Below are 20,889 nucleotides of genomic sequence, written 5' to 3' on the forward strand. Positions count from 1 at the left end.
GGACTATGCCAATGAAACCCATCGGCCAAGGCTTTCAAGGCCTGCGCATCAGGCGCCCGACAAGCTGCTGTCGACCGGGTGGTGTCAAGCGCAGCTCGCGCGACTGCTCGACACGCAGCAGCCACCCCTTGTCCCCCATTGCCGCAAGCCACGCCACCGCCAGCGGCCCGGCGAAGTGGTCGCGGCGTTCGGACCAGTCCACGCAGTCGTAGAGCAGTCGTCCTTTCGCCTCGAAGCCCTCGGGCATCAGCTCCGCCAACACCTCCCGGCCTTCATCGCTGACCTCATACCGCCCGTCCGCCGCAGCCCTGACCCAACCCTTGGCCAGCAGCGCTTCGCGCCACTGCACGCCCAGCTCGCCGGCCAAGTGGCCGTAGCAGCTGCGCGCATGCCGCAGCCCGCGCATCTCGGGCTTCTGCCAGCGCCGCACATCGGCCGCCGGCTCGGCATCGCGCCCGTCGGCCACGCGCAGCAGCGCCTCCAGCGCATGGGCCACATCGCCATCGGCCAGACCGAAGTAGCGGTGCCGCCCCTGCGGCCGAACACGCGCCAGACCTTCGTCGACGAGCAGCTTCAGGTGGGCTGACATGGTCGCCGCGCCAACGCCGGCATGCGTGGCCAGCTCGCCCGCGGTGTGCAGGCGGCCATCAAGCAGCCGCGCCAGCACGCGCGCCCGCGTCGGGTCGGCAATCGCCGCAGCGATGCGAGCCAGGCGCGGTTCGGCGTTCAACGCGGCACCTGCTCGCGGTCGTTCAAACCGTAGTCGCGCACCACCGCCGCCACGCGCAGCCGGTAGTCCGCAAACAGCCCGCCGCGCCCGGCCGCCTGGGCCTCGCGGTGGCGGTCCATCTCGCGCCAGCCGCGCACTGCGTCCTCGTCGCGCCAGAAGGACAGCGACAAGAGCTTGTCGGGCTGCGTCAGGCTCTGGAAGCGCTCCACCGAGATGAAGCCGTCCATGCGCTCCAGCAGCGGCTTCAGCGCGGCGGCGTGGTCCAGGTAGGCCTGGCGGCCTGCCTCCGTGGGCTGGACTTCGAAGATGACGGCGATCATGGCTGCACATCCTCACAGAAAGTCCGCTCCTCGCGCAGGATGAAGCGCTGCTCTTTAGCGAACTCGAAGTTGGCCCGCGCCTCGGGGTCGGCCTTGAGCTGCGCGCGGTAGGCCTCGTAGGCGGCCAGCGAGTCGAAACCGACTAGACCCCAGGCCTCGTAGTTCGTGCCCTCGTGCGGCAGCCAGTAGCCCAGCAGACGGCCGCCCAGGCGGGGAATGATGCGGCCCCAGTTTTGCGCGTACTCGCGGAAGGCCTCGCGCTGGAAGGGATCAAGTTCGTAACGAATGAAGCAGGTGATGGGGGCCATGGCGGTGCTCTTGCGGTGATGGGATGCCCTCAGTTTGGGCGGCACAGGCACCACGATGCTTCGCTGTGCAACGAACTGTGTCCCCGCTACGTGGCGGCGGGCCGGCCGCTATCCTCACCGCCGCCATCACCGCCCATCGCGCCCCCAACCCACCGTGCCGCAGCCCACGCCCCCAACTTCGCCAAAAGCCACGCGCTGGACCCGCTGGCTGCTCGGCCCCGAGGGCCAGGGCCGCGGAGCCGTCAGGCTGACGCTGCTGGCACTGGTGGTCTACGGCCTGTTCGCGCTGAACGCTGCGGTGCAGGTGCACCTCGGCCTGATGCAGCCCCGGCCGGCCCTGTGGCTGAGCGGCAGCAGCCTGGCCGGCATCGCCGCCTTCTACCTGCTGGTGCGCAGCGGCCTGAGCCGGCATCTTGGCAGCGACCCGACGCTGACGCTGCCGCAGTCCCTCTTCGGCGCCCTCATCACGGCCTGGGGTTATGCCATCGACCCGCCGCTGCGGGGCGCCATCATCGCCATCATGCTGCTCAACCTGGTGTGGGGCATGTTCGTGCTGTCGCAGCGCCAGGCCTTCGGGCTCTACCTGTTCGGGCTGGCGGCGCTGGCGGCCGCCATGGGCTACGGCGCGCTGGCCGACCCGGTGCAATTCCCGCCCGCCGTCGAGGCGCTCCACTTCAGCTTCGCGGCCATCCTGATGACGGCGGTGTCGGTGCTGTCGGTCAACATGGCGCGGCTGCGCGCCAAGCTGGCCGCGCGCACGGCCGAGCTGCGCGCGGCCCTGGCCAGCATCCAGTACCTGGCCCACCACGACGAGCTGACGCGCATCAGCAACCGCCGCCACCTCAGCGAGCGCCTGGCCGCCGAGCAGCTCAACCAGCGCCAGAGCGGCGAGACCATGAGCCTGGTGCTGATCGACATCGACCACTTCAAGACCGTCAACGACAGCCATGGCCACGCGGCGGGCGATGCCGTGCTGCGCCATTTCGCGGCCATGCTGCAGGGCACGCTGCGCAGCACCGACTTCGCCGGCCGCTGGGGCGGCGAGGAGTTCCTCGTCGTCACGCCCAAGGCCAGCGCCGACACGGCCGCCGCCCTCGTCGAACGGCTGCGCGAAGGGCTGGCCGAGACTTCCTTCGACACCATCGTGCCGGGCCTGCGCATCACCTTCTCGGCCGGCGTGGCCGAGTGCGCGCCAGGGGAAGACCTGCACCTGGCCATTGACCGCGCCGACCGCGCCCTCTACCAGGCCAAGCAGACCGGCCGCGACCGCACGGTCAGCGACTTCGCGCCGCTGCTCTGAACGGCCGAGCGCCCCCGCGAAGGGTTTGTTGCGCAATCGTGTGCTCCCGCCCCCGCAGTCGTGGGGGCCACCCCTCGAAGACGTGCTGGCTTCAACCTAGGGGGTCCACTACCCTCGCGCCCGTCCTCCCGACAGCCTGCCGGGGTTCGGTCTTGCCTGGAGCTCCGTGATGTCCGCCTTCCGCGCCGCCTCTTTGTCCACCCGCCGCGAACTGCGCCGCGCCTTCAAGCGCCTGCGCCCGGTCGCCGTGGCCAGCCTGCTAGCGGTCGCCGGCGCCTCGCCGGCATCGGACTACGCCTGGAGCAGCGGCGGCTTCAGCGGCACCGGTCTGCCCACCACCCTCACGCTGAACGACACGCTGAGCATCCAGTGCCAGCCCGGCAGCTGCGGCACCAAGGTGCTGGACGGCTCGCTGCTGAACAACGGCAGCATCTTCGCCACCGACTCGATCTACTTCCAGTACACCAGCCAGGTGCTGACCAACGGCTGGCAATACCAGCTGCAGGGCGACGTCGGCATGGGCAACATCTACGCGGGCGGCAGCTTCGTCAACGAGGCGAGCGGCAGCCTGGTCAAGACGGCCGGCGTGGGCACCTCGTTCATCGGCATCTCCTCGCAGCACAAGTCGGGCAGTCTGGTGGACGCGATGACGGGCCGGCTGGAATTCAGCGCCAGCGCCAGCTTCGAGGGCGGCGCGCTGATGCTGGCCAATCTCGGCACGCAGATCGCTTTCACCGGCGGCGACCTGACGCTGGGCAACGGCGTGAAGCTGTACGGCAGCGGTCTGTATCAGATTGGCACCAACGCCAGCGTGACGGGCGACCTGGGAGCCACGCGGCTGCATTTCACCGGCGGCACCTACACCGGCAACGGCGCCACGCTGACATCGGACGCCAGCTGGCAGGCCGGCACCTTCGCCGGCAGCTGGACGGTCGCCTCGGGCAAGACGCTGTCTGCGGGAGGCTACGTCGACCGCTACATCCTCGGCACAGTCACCAACGACGGCACGCTCATCACCGAGGGCCAGATCTACTTCCAGTACGCCTCGCAGCAGATCACCAACAACGGCACGCTGAACCTGCATGGCGACGTCGGTCTGGCCACCAGCTATGCCGGTGGCACGCTGGTCAACAACGCCACGCTGGCCAAGGACAAGGGCACGGGCACCTCGACCATCCAGAGCATCAACTTCACGAACAACGGCGGCGTCATCCATGCCGCGTCCGGCACCCTGCAGTTCAGCGGCGGCAACCTGGAGTTCAACAACGGCACGCGCTTCACGGGCGCAGGCCAGGTGCTGGTCAACAGCAATGCGCGCTTCACCGGCCGCATCGACAGCGAGAACCTGGTGCTGTCCGGCGCCAGCTTCCAGGGCGGCAACGGCCTGCCCTTCCCAACGGCCGACATGCACGGCCGCACCACCATCACCAGCGGCGCGCTGAACGGCCAGTGGGACTTCGCCGCCGACCACCAGCTCACGCTCAGCGCCGGCGCGGGCCTGTATGTGCGCGGCACGGTCAACAACGCGGGCAGCTTCAGCGCCAACGCCAATCTGTACTTCGAGTACCCGTCCTACGTGCTGAACAACAGCGGCACGATGGCCCTGCAAGGCGGTGCCGGCCTCGTCAACGCCTATGCCGGCGGCAGCTTCAACAACAGCGGCACGCTGAACGTCGCGGCCGGCGGCGGCACCTCGCTCATCCAGGGCATCACCACCGGCGTCAGCGGCAACGTCAACCTGGACAGCGGCACGCTGCACTTCAGCGGCGGCTCGCTCAACCTCGCCAGCACCGCCACGCTGACCGCCGCCGCCGGCACCACCGCCGTGCTGGGCGGCAGCAACAGCTTCGCCAGCGGCGCGCGACTGGCGGGCGACGGCCAGTTCCAGATCGCCGGCGACGCGTCGGTGACCGGCAACTTCGGCGCCAAGCAGCTGGCCTTCACGCAAGGCAGTTTCACCGGCACCGCGGCCGTGCTGACCAGCGACGCCACCTGGACCGGCAACAGCAACTTCGCTGGCGCCTGGACGGTGTCAGCCGGCACGACGCTGGCCGCTACGGCCAGCGGCAACCACTACCTGCGCGGCAGCATCAACAACCTCGGCACGCTGGACACGCAGGGCCACCTCTACTTCGAATACCCGAGCTACCAGATCGCCAACGCCGGCACGCTGAACCTGCGCGGCGACGTGGGCCTGGTCAACGCCTACGCCGGCGGCACCATCGTCAACACCGGCATCTTCGCCAAGGTGGCCGGCACGGGCACCTCCGTCGTGCAGGGCATCAGCTTCACCAACAACGCCGGCGTCATCGCCGCGCAGAGCGGCACGCTGCAGTTCAGCGGTGCCGGCTTCGCCTTCAATGACGGCACGCGCTTCACCGGCGCGGGCCAGGTGGTCGTCAGCAGCAGTGCGCGCTTCGCCGGCCGCATCGATGCAGCCAACCTGGTGCTGTCAGGCGGCAGCTTCACCGGCGGCGACGGTGGCGCCAATCCCGTGGCCACGCTGCATGGCCACACTCATCTGCAGTCGTCCAATCTCGAAGGCCAATGGACCTTTGCGGCCGACCACCAGCTCACCGTCAGCGGCTATGCCTACGTGCGCGGCAACGTCGTCAACCAGGGCACGATGCAGACGACGGCCAACCTGTACTTCGAGTACCCGTCGTATGTGCTCAGCAACCAGGGTCGGCTGGACCTGCAGGGCGACGTGGGCCTCGTCAACGTCTATGCCGGTGGCACTTTCGACAACAGCGGCACGCTCGTGAAGAGCGCCGGCACGGGCACGTCCAGCCTCGCCGGCATCACCCTCACCAACACCGGCACGATCGACGTGCAGGCCGGCACGATTGCGCTGCCCGCCAACTTCACCAACGCCGGCACGCTGAAGGGCCTGGGCACCTTCTCGGCCAGCACGCTGACCAACGACGGCCACATCGCCCCTGGCGCCTCGCCGGGCACGCTGACGCTGGCCAGCCACCTGGTGCTGGGCGACGCCGGCTCCTTCGACCTGGAGCTGGGCTCCGCCGCGCTGCACGACCAGCTCGTCGTGCAAGGCAACGTCACGCTGGGCGGCACGCTGGCACTGTCCTGCTGGGGCGCGTGCAGCTTCGCGGCGGGCACCGACCTGCTCGTGCTGGACGGCAGCGGCACGCTGACCGGCAGCTTCAGCAACATCACGTTCACGGGCTTCACCGCGAATGCCTTCGAGGTGCACCTGGACGCAGCGAACGGTGACGTGTGGCTGCACGCCACGCAGAACATCACCGCCGCCGTGCCCGAGCCGTCCACCTACGGCCTGATGGCTCTAGGCCTTGGCCTGCTGGGCTGGCGCGCCCGCCGCCGGGCTGCTTAAAGCGGCGCGACCGGAATACACAGCTCGCAGTCAAACACGCCGGTGCGGTAGTCGAATTTCGACGCCGGCCCGTAGTGCTCGAAGCAGGGCCGCGCATCCAGTTGCAGGCCGCTGCTGGGCAGCCAGCGGCCCATCATGGCCTGCCAGGCCGCGCCAATGTCGGCGGACGTGCCTTCGAAGTCCAGCGCGGCATAGCGGCCGCCAGGCAGCTCGGTGACGAGGGCGCCGCCGTTGGGCAGCCAGTCGTCCGGCACCGCCACGCCACAGTCGTAGCGGCACTGCTCGGGTGGCACCAGGCTGGGGTCGTCGTGGCCGATGCCGAAGCGCGACACGGCGCCGAGGTTCTGCGTCGCCAGCCAGGGCGCGAAGATCTCGGCCCAGAAGCGGCCAAGGGCGGGGCCGTAGGCACCCTGGTAGCGCAAATAGCCCATGCGCACGGGCTGTCGGTCGATGAGGCGGACGTTCACGTAATCTCCTTCGTCGGGGTTGCGGGAGAAGCCATGCTCGTCGTCAAGCCCGGCACCGGCCTGATCCAGATTGCTGTCGGCCTGATCGAGATTGCGCCACTGCGAGGGCGGCAGGCCGAAATGCAGCTTGAACGCACGCGAGAACGCTTCGGCCGAGCCGTAGCCCACGCTGAGCGCAATGCTCAGTACCGTCGAATCCGGCTGGCCGCGCAGCCGCTGCGCTGCCTTCTCCAGCCGCCGGCGCGCCAGGTAGTCGCCCAACGTCTGGCCCATCCAGGCCAGGAAGAGGCGGTGGAAGTGATAGGGCGAGAAGTGGGCTACTGCGGCCAGCGCCTCAAGGTCCAGCGGCGCGTCCAGGTGGCGGTCGATGTAGGCCTGCACGCGGTGCATGCGGGCCTCGTACTGGCGCCTGCTGGCGTTGGCCGTCATGGCTTCACCCGCTCAGCCCCAGGCCTTCACCAGCAGGCGCATCGCGGCGGCCAGGTTGACCGAGAGGTCGTCCGTCGAGGCCTTGGAGTCCGACTGCAGTGCCACCACCACCCAGGGCGATCGCCCCTCCGGCGGGAAGATCAACGCCACGTCGTTGACGGCACCGCGGTAGCCGGTACCGGTCTTGTCGATGACGCGCCACCCGGCGTCCGGCACGCCGGCGCGCAGTCGCTTCAGTCCCGTCTGCGAGGCCTGCAGGTCGGCCCACAGCCGCGCCTGGTTGGGCCGCGTCAGGCCGTCGCCCAGCAGCAGATGCTGCAGCGTCTTCGCAAAGGCGCGCGGTGTGCTGGTGTCGCGCGGGTCGCCGGGCGCGTTCTCGTTCAGCTCCAGCTCGAAGCGGTCCAGGCGCGTGACCTCGTCGCCCTGCTGGCGCAGCCACATCGTCAGGCCGGCGGGCGAGTCGCAGCAGTGCCGCAGCAGCACGTTGGCGCAGGGGTTGTCGCTCTCGACGACGATGCCCTGCACCAGCTCCGCCAGCGTCGCCCGGCTGCGCGGCAGCAGGCGGTCGAAGGCTGGTGAGTGCGCGATGCGCTCGCTCTTGTGCAGCGGGATCTCGTCCTCCCATTTCCAGCGCCCGCCCTCCACGCCCTGGGCCACGCGGGCGGCCAGCAGGATCTTGAAGGTCGACGCCGTGGCAAAGCGCTCGTCGGCCCGGTGGGCAACCGTGCGGCCGGTGGCGGTGTCGATGGCGAAGAAGCCAAGGCGGCCCTGCACGCTGCGCTCCAGCGCCGCGAAGTCGGGGGCTGCGGCAGCGCTGGCCGGCCCGTGAAGGGCAGACAACGCAGGCAGGGTGGCGAGCTGGGTCAGGAGGGTGCGGCGTTTCATGTGCCGCATTCTCGTGCGCCCGCGCGCAGCCCCGGTGCAGGGGCACCAGCATCGCCCGTCTGAAAACTGACTACTCCGTCAGACTTGCGCAACAACCCCGGCGCGACCGCCGCCGCACCCCGAGCCGGTCCGCACAATCGCCCGCGGCCCTGCAGTTGGGCCGCCTTTTTTTGGAGTTGTTGTCAGATGAACGCACCCCGCCTGAGCCTCCTGGCCCTCGCCTTGAGTACCGCCCTTCCCGTCCTGGCCCAAGAAGCGCCGGCCAAAGACCGCAGCCAGCTCGAAACCGTCGTCATCACGGCCGAGCGCCGTGCCGAGAACATCAAGGATGTGCCCAACGCCGTCGCCAAGATCAGTGGCGAGAAGCTCGACGTGCTGGCCTCGGGGGGTCAGGACTTGCGCTTCCTGTCGGGCCGCGTGCCCAGCCTGAACATCGAGTCCAGTTTCGGCCGCGCCTTCCCGCGCTTCTACCTGCGCGGCTATGGCAACACCGACTTCCGCTTGAACGCCTCGCAGCCCGTCAGCGTCATCGTCGACGACGTGGTCCAGGAGAACCCCATCCTGAAGGGCTTCCCGATCTTCGACACCGCCGCCGTTGAAGTGGTTGCCGGCCCGCAGGGCACGCTGTTCGGCCGCAACACGCCGGCCGGCGTCGTCAAGTTCGACTCGGTCAAGCCCAGCCACAGGCAGGACGGCTATGCCAGCATCACGCTGGGCAACTACGGCACCGTCAACGTCGAGGGCGCGGCCAACCTGCCGCTGTCCGGCGACTGGTCCGCCCGCATCTCGGCGCAGAACCAACGCCGTGCCGACTGGGTCGACAACACCGCCGCCAACGCCGTCACGCCCAAGACCGAGGGCTACCGCGACACCGCCGTGCGCGCTCAGGTGCTTTACGAGCCGCACAAGCAGTTCAGCGCCCTGGCCAACCTGCATGTGCGCGACCTGGAGGGCAGCCCCCGCCTCTTCCGCGCCAACGCCATCAAGCGCGGCACGAATGATCTGGTCGACGGCTTCGAGGCCGACAAGGTCGCCTTCAACGGCGTCAACGCGCAGACGCTGAAGCAGACCGGCGGCAGCCTGCGCCTGAAGTGGTCGCTGCCGGAGCTGAACATCTACTCGATCACCGGCTACGAGCACGTCAAGCCGCTGTCGCGCGGCGACATCGACGGCGGTGTGCCCGGCCAGGCCGGCGTGCCCTTCCAGTCCGAAACCGGCAGCGGCATGAACGGCCACCGCCAGCTGACGCAGGAAGTGCGCCTCGAGTCCAACACCGCCGGCCCCTTGAGCTGGCAGGCCGGCGTGTACCTCTTCGACGAGAAGTACACCATCGACAACATCACCTTCGACACCAACACCCACGTCGACATCGACCACATCTACAGCGCCCAGACCAACAAGGCCTGGGCCGCCTTCGGCTCGGTCAACTACGCTGTCAGCAATGACCTGAAGCTGCGCGCCGGCCTGCGCTACACCAAGGACAAGAAGGACCTGTCCACCACCCACGTCGGCGCGGGCCTCTTCAACACCTCCACCGGCACGACGGCCGCGACCTCCGACGGCAAGTGGAGCGGCGACCTGTCGGCCACCTACAAGCTCGACGCCGACACCAACCTCTACGCGCGCTTCGCCAACGGCTTCCGCGCCTCGTCCATGCAGAACGCGTCGGCCTTCGCCGGCCAGTCGCAGGCCGGCCCGGAGAGCGTCAACTCGTATGAGGTTGGCTTCAAGAGCGAACTGCTCAAGCGCACGCTGCGCCTGTCGGGCTCGCTGTTCACCTACACCGTCAAGGACCTGCAACTCACCGCCGTCGGCGGCAGCAGCAACGCCACCCGCCTGCTCAACGCCAAGAAGGCCACGGGCAACGGCGCCGAGATCAACCTCGAAGCGCTGATCACGCCCGACTTCACGGTCACGTTCGGCGGTTCGCTGAACAACACCAGGATCAAGGACGTCGCCCTCGGCGTGCCCCCGGGCGGCTCCCTGCGTGTAGCCGGTGCCTTCCCGACGGTGCAGGACCCCATGGTCGGCGGCAACGCGATGGTGGACGGCAACTCGTTGCCCAACGCGCCCAAGTGGACCTACAACCTCACCGCCCGCTGGAGCATCCCGCTGGCCAGCGGCGACGAGGTCTATGTCTACACCGACTGGGCCTACCGTTCCAAGGTCAACTTCTTCCTGTACGAGTCCACCGAGTTCACGGGAAAAAGCCTGACCGAAGGCGGCGTGCGCGTGGGCTATCTGTGGGGCAACGGCAAGTACGAAGTGGCCGGCTTTGCCCGCAACGTGACCAACCAGGTCCGCGCGACCGGTGCCATCGACTTCAACAACCTGACCGGCTTCATCAACGACCCGCGCACCTACGGCGTGCAGTTCAAGGCGATGTTCTGAGCTTCTGCTGCTGACGCACTAACGCCGCCTTCGGGCGGCGTTTTTTCATGGGCCACCCGGACCGCTACTGCGCGGCCTTCGGCTTCAGGAAGCCGTTCACGTCCAGCCAGTGGATGAAGACGGGGAACCAGCCATTGGCCGTGTTGCCAGGGTAGCCCATGCCAAAGCCGTGGCCGCCGTTCTGGTAGAGGTGGAACTCGACCGGCCGGCCGGCATCGAACCACGACTTCACGACGCCGAACTGGCCCCTGAACAGGAAATCGTCGCTGGCGATGGCGGTGAACATCGGCGGCGCGTCCTTGGGCACGTCCACCGGCCCCATGCCGCCGTAGATGGGCGCAATGAAGGCCAGCTTGATGGTCTTGGAGTTCAGCGTGCTGTGCATCGTCAGGCCGGCGCCGGCAGAGAAGCCCATCATCCCCAGGCGCTTGGGGTCCACGCCCCACTCCTTGGCGCGCGACAGGATCAGCGCATAGGCCGCCTCAGCGTCGGCCAGCTGGTTAGACAGATCGGGCATCACCGGCTTGGGCGGCGCGCCGCCCGCACCCACGTCGGCAAACATGCGGTCCATCGAGGACTTCAAGCCTTCCAGCGTCGGCGGCGTGGGCTGCAGGCGGTACTTGAGCACGAAGGCGGTGATGCCCTGCTCGTTCAGCGCCTTGGCGACCTTCCAGCCCTCGTTGTTGATGGACAGCCAGCGGAAGCCGCCGCCCGGGGCGATCAGCACGGCAGCGCCGTTGGCCTTGCCGGGTGCCGGCAGATAGGGCGTCAGCGTGGCGGTGCTGACGTTGCGCACCATCGGCTCGCCCCACTGGCGGAACCAGCTCTCGCTGGCCGGCTGGTTGGCCACGCCGCCGGTGCCAAGCTTGATCGACGGCGCCTCCTGGGGGGCGTCGAGCGGATAGATGGTGCCGTCCTGGGCGAAGGCGGCGGAGGCAGCGAGCGTGAGGGCCAGCGACAGGCCGGCCGCGCGCAGGGTGGAACGCAGTGAGTTCATGGCTTCAGGGGGTCGGAGTGAAGGGAAGGGGCCGCGATCAGCGCGGCAGCGAAACCTGGCGAGCCAGCGAGAAGGGGGCGCTTTCCGACGGCGCGCCGGTGTCGGGCTGGCCGCCGCCGACGCTGACGCGGTATCCGCCGGGCATGACCTGACGCACGCCGTCACGGTCGACAAAGCTGAGCTCGCGGGCACCGAGCGTGTAGCTCACCTCCCGGCGCTCGCCCGCCTTCAGGTGCAGCCGCTGGAAGCCGCGCAGCGCCAGCCGCGGGCCGCCTTCGAAGCGCGGCGGCGTCAGGTAGAGCTGCGCCACCTCGTCGCCATCGCGGGCGCTGGTGTTGGTGATGGCCGTGCGCACGATGAGGCTCACGTCTTTGCCATCGTCCTGCACCTGCACCTGCGGCGCCTCGTAGCGGAAGCTCGAATAGCTCAGCCCGTGGCCGAAGGGATAGACCACCGGCTTGCTGAAGAAGCGGTAGGTGCGGCCGGCCATGCGGTAGTCGTCGAAGGGCGGCAGGTCGCCAACGCTGCGGTAGAAGGTGACCGGCAGCCGCCCGGCCGGGTTGGCCGCGCCGCTGAGCACCTGGGCGATGGCCTGGCCGCCGCCCTCTCCGGGATACCAGGCCTGCAGCACCGCTGCCGCGTTGGCGTGGGCCCACTGCAGGTCGATGGCGCTGCCGCTCAGGTTCACCACCACGACCGGCTTACCCAGTTGCGCTGCGGCCTGCAGGTAGGCGCGCTGGTCGGCCGGCAGGTCGAGCTTGGTGCGGTCGCCACCCGTGAAGCCGTCGATCTTGACGGGCATCTCCTCGCCTTCAAGGTCGGACGTCAGGCCGACGACGGCAACGATCACGTCGGCGCCTTGCGCGCCGGCACGCAGGTCTGCGAGCGGCTGGCGCGAGACGCGCTTCCAGATCATGGCGGGCGGCGCCCCCACGCCCGATTCGGTCTCGAACTGCAGCACGTAGCGCTCGCCCTTCTTCAGGTCCACCTGCGTCAGCGCCACCGGCTCGGCCCAGCGCGTCGGGCGCCTGGCCAGGGTCACGTCTCGCCCGGCGACACGCACCTGGCCCTTGACCCCCGCCACGCCCAGCCGGTAGCTGCCGGTCTCGGGCGCGACGAAGGCCCCCGTCCAGACCGTGCGCGTCACGTCGCCGGCCTCGGCAAAGTCCCGAGCGCGCGAGTCGAGCTGCGTCACGCTGTGGCTGGCAAAGGCCTTGGCCTGGAAGCGGCGCTTGCCCGGTTCCGTCGGCGAGCCCGGCTGCAGGTTGAAGTAGCTGGCTCGCAGCCCCGCGCTGCCGTCAGGCGCCACGAAGGCACTCGCCGGCACCGGGTCACCGTCGGTAATCGACGGCCCGAAGGGCACGAGGCTGACCTGCGCTCCCGTGAACTGTTGGCTCAGCCCTTCGAAGACCGTCTGCGTCGGCCCGGTCTGGCCCGACGAATAGTTGCCGCGCATCACGCGCCGCGCATCCGCCAGCGGGCCGACGACCGCGATGCGCGCCGAGGCCTTCAGCGGCAGCGTGCCGTCGTTCTTCAGCAGCACCAGGCTCTCGATGGCCGAGCGCAGCGCCAGCGCGCGGTGCTCGGGCGAGTTGATCACCTGGGCCTCCGGGAAGCCACGCTCCGCCAGCCCGGGCAGGTCGCCATTGCGAAGGCGGGCGGAAAAGAGTCGCACCAGCGCCGTGTCGATGTCGGCCGCGCGGATGTAGCCGCGCGCCAGCGCCTGCTTGTAGCGCTCGCCCAGGCCCGGTGTGTGCGACAGCGTGGCGCCATTGCATTCGTTGTCCACGCCGGCCTTCAGTGCCACAGCCGCGCCTGCGGCAGCGTCCACCGCGTACTTGTGGTGGGCATGGATGTCGACGACGGCATCGCAGTCCGACACCACGTAGCCGTTGAACTTCCAATCCTCGCGCAGCGTCTTCACCAGCAGGCTCTGGCTGGCGCAGGCGGGTTCGCCGTTGACCCGGTTGTAGGCACACATGATGGAGCCCGCCTGCGCGTCCACCATCGCGGCGCGGAAGGCCGGCAGATAGGTGTCCTCCAGGTCCTGGGCGGAGACCCAGACGTCCACCGTGTGGCGTGTCGACTCCGGCCCGCTGTGCACGGCGAAATGCTTGGGGCTGGCAATGACGAGGGGTCGCGCCGGGTCCGGCCCCTGCATGCCGTGCACGAAGGCCTTGCCGAGCGTTGCGGTCAGGAAGGGGTCCTCACCATAGGTCTCCTGCCCCCGGCCCCAGCGCGGGTCGCGGAAGATGTTGATGTTGGGCGACCAGGTGTCCAGCGCGCCGCCGATGCGGTTAGGGTTGGGCTTGTGGCGCCCGAGCGCGTAGACCGCGCGCACCTCGGTGCTGATGCTGGCCGCCACATCCAGCATCAGCTTGTCGTTGAAGCTGGCGGCCAGGCCCACGGGTTGCGGGAAATTGGTCGTCGCACCGGGGCCGAAGGCGCCATGCAGCGACTCCGTCCACCAGTTGTAGGCCGGGATGTTCAGGCGGGGAATGGCCGGTGCGCCGTTCAGCAGTTGCTCCACCTTCTCGTCCAGCGTCAGCTTGGACACGATCTGGCGGGCCTGCACATCGGCGTCCGTCAGCGGGCTTGCGACGCCAAGGCCGCTGGCGGCCAGGCCCCAGGCGAGGCAAACGATGGAAAGGGTCTTCAACGGCGTCTCCGTTTTTGTCGTTGCGCAGCATTGTGTGGTAGCGCAAACAAACGGACACGTGCTTTTCCCTGATTGACACCTGCCAAGCCTTACTCGGCCGGGTTGCAGGCTCTATGGGAACAGGCTCACATCCGGGGCGATGAATTCGACGGTGTTATCGATACCAAAATCGGTATGCGGCGACCTCAGGCGGCGCGCTGCGGCGAGCGCCCTGCCAGCCGCATCGACAAGCCCATCGGCCCCATTGCCAGCTGCAGCAGCTCGCGCGGCGCCTGGCCGTCGGGCGTGTCCACCGACGTGATGTCGAAGTGGCGCAGCAGCACGGCCATGGCCAGCTTGATCTCCATCAAAGCCAGGTAGCGCCCCGGGCATATGCGCGGCCCGGCGCCGAAGGGCATGGACAGGCGCTTGGCCGCGCCGGCCTGCTTGGCGCCTGCCAGCCAGCGCGCCGGGTCGAAGGCGGCGGCATTGGGCAGGTGGCGCTCGCTGACGGCGTCGCGCCGCATCACGGCCATGACGATCATGCCGGCCTGCACCTGCACGTCGCCCACGCGCGTGTCGCGCACGGCCTGAAGGTTGTTGATGGGCGCCACCGGCCGCAGCCGCATGGTCTCGTGCGCGCAGGCCTCGATGAAGTCCAGCGCGGCCAGCTGCTCCAGGCTCGGCAGGCCCGCGTCGCCGCAGACGCGGTCCACCTCGGCCCGCGCCTGGGCCAGCGCCTCGGGGTGCTGCCACAGCAGCCAGATCATCCAGGCCAGCGTGTTGGCCGTCGTGTCCTCGCCGGCCAGCAGCATGGTCAGCACATTGCCGGCCACCTGTGCGTCGTCGATGCCGCTGTCGGGCGCGTCTGCGGCCACCAGCATGGCCTCCAGCAGGTTGCCGGGTTCGGCATGCAAGGCCGGGTCCGCAGCCAGGCGCCCGCGCGCCTTGGCGATGAAGCCCTGCACGGCGACATCGATCTCGGCCACGCTGTGCGTCAGCGCCCGGTCCTCGGCCCGCGGCCACCAGCGCCAGATGGGTAAGGGCGCAAACATGCGCTTGAACAGCATCGGGAAGATGCGGTTCAGGTGCTGCTGGATGACGTCCTCATCGGACTGCAGCGTGTTGACGTCCTCGCCAAAGGCCAGGCCCGCCACGGCGTCTACCGTGTAGCGCATCAGGTCGGCCTGCAGCTCGATGCGGCGGCCCTCGCGCGCGGCGATCTGCCAGCGACTGATGAGCCGCTCGGCCACACGCAGCAGCGCCGGGTAGTAGCGCTTCACATGCACCGGGTCGAAGCCGGCCATCACCATGCGGCGCTGGCGCTTCCACGCCTCGCCGTTGGATGCGAACAGGCCCGCGTTCAGGCCCATCTCGCGGCCCACGTCCTCCAGCCGCTGCGTGCGCCTGAAGCCGTCCGGCCGGTCGCGCAGCGCCGTGCTGATCAGCTCATGGTCACCCACGACGACCAGGCGGCGCTTGCCCAGGCGCAGCTTGAAGACCGGCCCATAGACCTCGCACCAGGCCTCGACCTGCTGGTGCACCCGCGTCGAGTCCAGCTGCAGCAGGTTGCCGAACACGGGTATGCCAAGCGGGCCGGGCAGGTCGTCGAACTGGCGCAGCGCGCCGGCGGGCGGGGCGGTGGTGGTGTCCATCGGGGGAGTTTAGGAACTGCGCGGACGCCTGCCTCGTTCACTTTGAGGACGTTGGCGCCGGCAGCCCTCGCAAAACCTTCGCGGCTTTGGCGCGAATTGGTTCCCAGCATGCATGGCCCATGGCGCTCTGGTTGGCCTTGGCAGACGTGGCCTGAACCAGCAGTTCAGGTGGAACACCTTGCAGATCATTGATCAACTCATCAATGCTGTGCCTCTGTGTTGCGTTCAGCGGGCACACGCTTGAGGTGACGACAAAGGCTCCCGCCGAAACGTCGTCTTTCAGCTCCCACGCCACGTTGTAGTTGCCCATCGCGTTGCATTGCTCGACGACTGCCAGGGACAACATTTCCACGGCTTGCCAGAAGACCCGATAAGCCCCTTCGTAGGCCTCGTCGTCGGTGATCGCTTCACTCATGCTGGCTCGCTTCAACCCGCAAAGATCTTGCCCGGATTGAGGATCCCCAGCGGATCCAGCGCTCCCTTCACCGCCCGCATCAGCGCGACAGCTTCCGGCCCCGTCTCGTCCAGCAGAAACCCCTGCTTGTGCAGCCCAATCCCATGCTCGCCCGTGCACGTCCCCTCCAGCGCAATCGCCCGCGCCACCATCTGCGCGCTCAGGCGCTCGGCGGTGGCCAGCTCAGCTGGATCAACCGGGTCCAGCAGATAGGCCATGTGGAAGTTGCCGTCACCGACATGGCCGACGATGAAGTAGGGCAGGCCGGCGGCCTCGACCTCGGCAATGCTGGCGTTGATGTTCTCGGCCAGGCGCGAGATGGGCACGCAGGTGTCGGTCGTCACCGCACGGCAGCCGGGGCGCATCTGCAGGCCTGCCAGATAGGCGTGGTGCCGAGCCGTCCACAGCCGCGTGCGGGCCTCGGGCGTGGTGGCCCATTCGAAGGCCTCGCCGCCATGGTCGGCCGCCACCTCCTGCACCACGGCCGCCTGCTCGGCCACGCCGGCCTCGCTGCCGTGGAACTCCATCAGCAGCATGGGCGCCTCCTTCAGCCCCAGCTTGTCGTGAGCATTGACGGCCTTGATGGCGTTGGCGTCCAGCAGCTCGCAGCGGGCGATGGGCACGCCGATCTGGATGATCTGCATGGCCGTCTGCACGGCCGCATCGATGGTCGGGAAGAAGCACACCGCCGCCGACACGGCCTCGGGCAGCGGGTGCACCTTGACCGTCAGCTCGGTGATGACGCCCAGCGTGCCTTCGCTGCCGATGACGAGCCGCGTCAGGTCGTAGCCGGCGCTGCTCTTCCTCGCGCGTGAGCCGCTGCGCACGACTTCGCCGTTAGCGCTCACGAAGCGCAGCGCCAGCACGTTCTCGCGCATGGTGCCGTAGCGCACCGCGTTCGTGCCGCTGGCGCGCGTGGCGGCCATGCCGCCCAGGCTGGCATCCGCGCCGGGATCGATGGGGAAGAACAAGCCCTCGTGCCTGAGCGCCTCGTTCAGCGCCTTGCGCGTGACGCCGGGTTGCACGGTGACGGTCAGGTCCTCGGCGGCGATGCGCAGGATGCGGTTCATGCGCGACACGTCCAGGCTGATGCCGCCGCGCACGGCCAGCAGATGGCCTTCCAGCGACGAACCCGCGCCATAGGGAATGACGGGCACGCGATGCTCGGCGCACAGGGCGACAACACGCGCCACCTCGGCCTCGCTTTCGGCAAACACGACGGCCTGCGGCGGCGGCACGTCGAAGACGGACTCATCGCGGCCATGCTGCTCGCGCACGGCCAGGGCCGTGGAGCAGCGCTCGGCGAAGTCGGCGCGCAGCGCGTCCAGCAGCACGGCCGGCAGCGGGGTTGGCGAGAAAAGCGTTTCGGGTGCGTTCATGGGCAACTCCCAGCGATCTCAGGATTGTCTTGCAGCAACCGGACGGCAGTGACAGCATCAGCGCACCGCTGTCCCCGGGAGAGCCGCATGGACCCCACCCTGACCTGGCTGCTGCTGATCGCCGCTGCCGTCCTCATCGTCGTCGGCGCGATGCGCTTCGACTTGTTGAGCATTACTTGGCGCAGCGTCATTGGTAGCGCACCCAAGCCACCTCACAATGCCCCACCGGCGCCAAGGTGGCGACCGGTTTCAGGCTTCCAGCCGCACGACGCCCCAGCGCACAAGCCGGCGTTCCATCGCAGCGGTCGCCGACATTGACCGCTTTGCGCGCGGGGCCACTCAATCAGGAGGAGAGACCCCATGACCGCGCAACCCCTTTCGATGACGGGCCTCACCATCAGCCGCAAGCTGATGCTGCTGACGCTGCTCGTCCTTGTCGCCATCGCCATCCCGTCGGCCTTCCAGGTGCGCCAGGCGCGCCAGCTGGCCACCGCTGCCCAGAGCGAGCTGGATGGCCTGGCGCCCGCACGCCAGCTCGTGCGCCTGACCCAGCTGACGCAGCAGCACCGCGGCCTGTCGGCGGCGCTGCTGGGCGGCAATGACTCGGTGCAGGCGGCGCGCGAGGCCAAGAACGCCGAGGTCGCCAAGCAATTCACCGACGTGGCCGGCATGCTTGATGGCAACGTTGCCAACACCGCCATGCGCGCCACCTGGCAGGACGCCCAGCAGCGCTGGAAGGCGCTGTCGGCGCAAGTCGGCGCCAAGGGCCTGAAGGCGGCCGAGAGCAGCACGCTGCACGCCCAGCTGATCGCCGTCTATTTCAGGCTGCTGGACCAGCTCGTCGACCAGAGCGGTCTCATCCTCGACCCCGAGGCCGACACCTATTTCCTCATCAGCGCCACGTTGGCCCGCCTGCCGGTGGCGACCGAGGCGCTGGGCCAGACGCGTGCGCGCGGCGCCGGCTTCCTGGCCGAAGGCAAGATCGGCCCCGAAGGCCGCACGATGCTGGCCGGCCTGGTGGCCCAGGCCGAAGACCAGCACCGCGGCATGGGCGTCGCCTTCGACAAGAGCTTCGCCGTCAACGCCACGCGCAAGGCCCGCCTGGGCAGCAAGATCGCCGCGTTGGATGAGCAGGTCAAGGCCTCGCTGACGCTGACGCGCGATGAACTCATCACCAAGGAAGCGCTCGCCTACGCCGCGCCCGACTACATCGCCAGCTACACGCGCACCATCGACGCGATGTACGTCGTGGCCACGGACGCAATGGCGGCGCTGGATGAACTGCTCACCGAACGCGTCTCCAGCCTGCGCCGCAGCAGCTGGATCGTCGTCGGCATGCTGGCCGGCATGCTGGTCGTCGTTTTCCTGTTCACGCGCGGCATCTCGCGCAGCATCACCGTGCCGCTCGCGCATGCGGCCGGCCTGGCCGAGCAGATCGCCGCGCGCGACCTCAGCGGCGATGTCGTCGTGCGCGCCCGCGACGAGATCGGTCAACTCACCACCGCGCTGCTGGCCATGCGCGACAGCCTGTGCGGCGTCATCGGCGAGGTGCGCAGCAATGCCGGCGAGGTGGCACAGGCCTCGCAGGAACTGGCGTCGGGCAACCGCGACCTGTCCCAGCGCACCGAGCAGCAGGCCTCGGCACTGGAAGAAACCGCCAGCTCGATGGAAGAGCTGACCGCCACCGTGCGCAGCAATGCCGACCAGGCCGGCGACGCCAGCAGCCTGGCCCAGCGCGCCTGCACCGTCGCCATCTCGGGCGGTGCGGCCGTGGAGCAGGTCGTGGCCACCATGGGCGCCATCGAGACCAGCARCCGGCGCATCGAGGAAATCATCGCCGTCATCGACGGCATCGCCTTCCAGACCAACATCCTGGCGCTGAACGCGGCGGTGGAGGCCGCACGCGCGGGCGAGCAGGGTCGCGGCTTTGCGGTCGTCGCGTCCGAGGTGCGCGCGCTGGCCGGCCGTTCGGCAGAAGCCGCCAAGCAGATCAAGCAGCTCATCGCCGCCAGCGTCGACCAGGTTTCGGATGGCGCCCGTCTGGTGCAGGGCGCGGGCGCGACGATGCGCGAGACGGTGGACAGCATCCGCTCGCTGGCCGAACTCGTCACCAGCATCAGCCGCGCGTCCAGCGAGCAGAGCAGCGGCATCGGCCAGATCAGCGAGGCCGTCTCGCACATGGACCAGCTCACGCAGCAGAACGCCGCCCTCGTCGAAGAAACCGCCGCCGCCGGCATGAGCCTGCAGGAGCAGGCCGAGAAGCTGGCCGGCATCGTCAACACCTTCCGCATGCCGACGGCGCGGTCCTAGTTGAGGCAGGATGGCGGGTCCAACCACGGACCCGCATCCACCATGGGCAACCGCCTCTCCCAGATTGCCACCCGCACCGGCGACGACGGCACCACCGGCCTCAGCGACGGCAGCCGCGTGCCCAAGGACCACCTGCGCGTGCAGGCCATGGGCGACGTCGACGAGCTGAACTCCAACCTCGGCCTGCTGCTCGCCGAGCCGCTGCCCGAGGACATCCGCGACCTCATCGTCACCATCCAGCACGAGCTGTTCAACCTCGGCGGCGAGCTGTCCTGGCCCGGCGGCGAGCTGCTGAAGGACGCCGCCGTGCTGCGCCTGGACGAAGCGCTGGAGCACTACAACGAGCACCTGCCGCGGCTGAAGGAATTCATCCTGCCGGCCGGCACGCGCAGTGCGGCCATCGCCCATGTCTGCCGCACTGTTGCCCGCCGCGCCGAGCGTGTCGTCATCACGCTGGCTGCGACCGAACAGATCCGGGCCGCGCCGCGCCAATACCTGAACCGCCTGTCCGACCTGCTCTTCGTGCTGGCCCGCGTGCTCAACCGCGCCAACCTCGACGGGCTGGGCGGGGACGATGTCTATTGGCAGAGCGAGCGGATGAAGCGGCTGGACGCGCAGTGATGCGGTGGCTGGCCCTGGCGGTCTTCGCCACCACCGGCGCGGCCCACGCCGTGACCTTCTTCGAGCCCTGCGAGGCCGCGCTGAAGACGCCGCCCTTCAAGGCGTTGCAGGCCTTCTATGCCGGCAAGCCCGAGCTGCCCAATCCCGACGCCTGCTTTCGTCTGAACAACCGCGAGTTCCTCGTCACGGTCACCGACACCGCGCCCATCGCGCAAGGCCTCTACTTCTTCGACGCCGGGACCAGCAGCTACGACTTCCCGGATGGTGCGCAGCGCCGGGCCATCAAGGTGAAGATGGAATTCGACGAACAACGGTCCGGCAAGCACTTCGCGCTGCTGGAGACCTCCAGCCTGAGCGGCGGCGAGTGGTTCACCGGCTACCAGGTGCTGTTCCTGCAGCCGGGCAAGGGCACCGGCAGCTTCGCGCTGCAGCGAGTGCTCGAGGTGCAGGCCGATCCCGAATCCGGCATGTGCGGAACCCACGTCCGCAAGGGCTCGGCAGCCGAGGTAAAAAGCGTGCGGCCCGAAAGCGATGGCCAGCCGTTGACGCTGGTGTTCCATCTGGCCGAACAACGCTGCCCTGCGGGCCCGACGCGCCAAGTCGAGAAGCGCTTCGTGTGGGACGGCCAACGCTTCCAGCTGCAGCGCTGATCC

The 20,889-nt window shown here is 68.9% G+C and carries 17 protein-coding genes; 7 read left to right on the forward strand and 10 right to left on the reverse strand.

What is annotated here, in order from left to right; all coding sequences use genetic code 11:
• Positions 1-34: 34 nt before the first annotated feature.
• From ACXRVZ_RS15555 to ACXRVZ_RS15565, 3 genes are read right to left on the reverse strand one after another with little or no spacing between them, the layout of a single operon-like run.
• Positions 35-730 carry an ArsR/SmtB family transcription factor gene (locus ACXRVZ_RS15555; protein WP_457417734.1) on the reverse strand — a complete coding sequence of 232 codons (696 nt, stop codon included), beginning with the start codon at positions 728-730 and terminating at the stop codon, positions 35-37.
• Entirely contained in the window at positions 727-1,050 is a 324-nt protein-coding gene (locus ACXRVZ_RS15560; protein WP_457417732.1) for an antibiotic biosynthesis monooxygenase family protein, read from the reverse strand. The genes ACXRVZ_RS15555 and ACXRVZ_RS15560 overlap by 4 nt, the downstream gene beginning before the upstream one ends.
• On the reverse strand, positions 1,047-1,358 hold the full coding sequence (locus ACXRVZ_RS15565) for an NIPSNAP family protein (RefSeq protein WP_457417730.1): 312 nt from the start codon (positions 1,356-1,358) through the stop codon (positions 1,047-1,049). The genes ACXRVZ_RS15560 and ACXRVZ_RS15565 overlap by 4 nt, the downstream gene beginning before the upstream one ends.
• Positions 1,359-1,512: 154 nt before the next feature.
• Between ACXRVZ_RS15565 and ACXRVZ_RS15570 the strand changes: the two genes are divergently transcribed.
• Both ACXRVZ_RS15570 and ACXRVZ_RS15575 read left to right on the forward strand, forming a co-directional pair.
• Complete coding sequence (locus tag ACXRVZ_RS15570) at positions 1,513-2,658, forward strand: GGDEF domain-containing protein (RefSeq protein WP_457417728.1); 1,146 nt, start codon at positions 1,513-1,515, stop codon at positions 2,656-2,658.
• A 169-nt stretch (positions 2,659-2,827) separates the two neighbouring features.
• The gene (locus ACXRVZ_RS15575) at positions 2,828-6,010 is read left to right on the forward strand and encodes a beta strand repeat-containing protein (RefSeq protein ID WP_457417726.1); all 3,183 of its coding nucleotides are present in this window, start codon (positions 2,828-2,830) and stop codon (positions 6,008-6,010) included.
• On the opposite strand, the gene ACXRVZ_RS15580 is transcribed toward ACXRVZ_RS15575, so the two are convergent.
• The gene (locus tag ACXRVZ_RS15580) at positions 6,007-6,906 is read right to left on the reverse strand and encodes an AraC family transcriptional regulator (protein WP_457417724.1); all 900 of its coding nucleotides are present in this window, start codon (positions 6,904-6,906) and stop codon (positions 6,007-6,009) included. The genes ACXRVZ_RS15575 and ACXRVZ_RS15580 overlap by 4 nt on opposite strands.
• 12 nt (positions 6,907-6,918) lie before the next feature.
• Positions 6,919-7,791 (reverse strand): class A beta-lactamase, encoded by an 873-nt coding sequence (gene bla, locus ACXRVZ_RS15585; protein WP_457417722.1) that lies wholly within the window; start codon positions 7,789-7,791, stop codon positions 6,919-6,921.
• 186 nt (positions 7,792-7,977) lie between these two features.
• Here bla and ACXRVZ_RS15590 point away from each other — a divergent pair, with 186 nt between their 5' ends.
• Positions 7,978-10,182 carry a TonB-dependent receptor gene (locus ACXRVZ_RS15590; protein ID WP_457417720.1) on the forward strand — a complete coding sequence of 735 codons (2,205 nt, stop codon included), beginning with the start codon at positions 7,978-7,980 and terminating at the stop codon, positions 10,180-10,182.
• Positions 10,183-10,246: 64 nt separating this feature from the next.
• Here the strand turns inward: ACXRVZ_RS15590 and ACXRVZ_RS15595 are convergent, their stop codons facing one another.
• From ACXRVZ_RS15595 to ACXRVZ_RS15615, 5 genes are all read right to left on the reverse strand, one after another.
• Positions 10,247-11,179, reverse strand: a complete 933-nt coding sequence (locus ACXRVZ_RS15595) for an alpha/beta hydrolase (RefSeq protein WP_457417718.1) — start codon at positions 11,177-11,179, stop codon at positions 10,247-10,249.
• Between the two features lie 37 nt (positions 11,180-11,216).
• Positions 11,217-13,838, reverse strand: a complete 2,622-nt coding sequence (locus tag ACXRVZ_RS15600; RefSeq protein ID WP_457417716.1) for a glycoside hydrolase family 3 C-terminal domain-containing protein — start codon at positions 13,836-13,838, stop codon at positions 11,217-11,219.
• A 185-nt stretch (positions 13,839-14,023) separates the two neighbouring features.
• On the reverse strand, positions 14,024-15,472 hold the full coding sequence (locus ACXRVZ_RS15605; RefSeq protein ID WP_457417714.1) for a cytochrome P450: 1,449 nt from the start codon (positions 15,470-15,472) through the stop codon (positions 14,024-14,026).
• Between the two features lie 37 nt (positions 15,473-15,509).
• A complete protein-coding gene (locus tag ACXRVZ_RS15610; protein WP_457417712.1) occupies positions 15,510-15,887 on the reverse strand; it encodes a hypothetical protein in 378 nt (125 codons plus the stop codon).
• Between the two features lie 11 nt (positions 15,888-15,898).
• A complete protein-coding gene (locus ACXRVZ_RS15615) occupies positions 15,899-17,305 on the reverse strand; it encodes an FAD-binding oxidoreductase (RefSeq protein WP_457417710.1) in 1,407 nt (468 codons plus the stop codon).
• 87 nt (positions 17,306-17,392) lie between these two features.
• Here ACXRVZ_RS15615 and ACXRVZ_RS15620 point away from each other — a divergent pair, with 87 nt between their 5' ends.
• The 4 genes from ACXRVZ_RS15620 to ACXRVZ_RS15635 are packed head-to-tail and all read left to right on the forward strand — an operon-like array spanning position 17,393 to position 20,886.
• On the forward strand, positions 17,393-17,623 hold the full coding sequence (locus ACXRVZ_RS15620; RefSeq protein WP_457417708.1) for a hypothetical protein: 231 nt from the start codon (positions 17,393-17,395) through the stop codon (positions 17,621-17,623).
• Between the two features lie 42 nt (positions 17,624-17,665).
• Complete coding sequence (locus ACXRVZ_RS15625) at positions 17,666-19,615, forward strand: methyl-accepting chemotaxis protein (RefSeq protein ID WP_458232553.1); 1,950 nt, start codon at positions 17,666-17,668, stop codon at positions 19,613-19,615.
• A gap of 42 nt (positions 19,616-19,657) precedes the next feature.
• Entirely contained in the window at positions 19,658-20,236 is a 579-nt protein-coding gene (locus ACXRVZ_RS15630; RefSeq protein ID WP_457417704.1) for a cob(I)yrinic acid a,c-diamide adenosyltransferase, read from the forward strand.
• The gene (locus ACXRVZ_RS15635; protein ID WP_457417702.1) at positions 20,236-20,886 is read left to right on the forward strand and encodes a hypothetical protein; all 651 of its coding nucleotides are present in this window, start codon (positions 20,236-20,238) and stop codon (positions 20,884-20,886) included. The genes ACXRVZ_RS15630 and ACXRVZ_RS15635 overlap by 1 nt, the downstream gene beginning before the upstream one ends.
• Positions 20,887-20,889 lie beyond the last annotated feature (3 nt).

It is taken from the genome of Roseateles sp. P5_E8 (assembly GCF_054177665.1).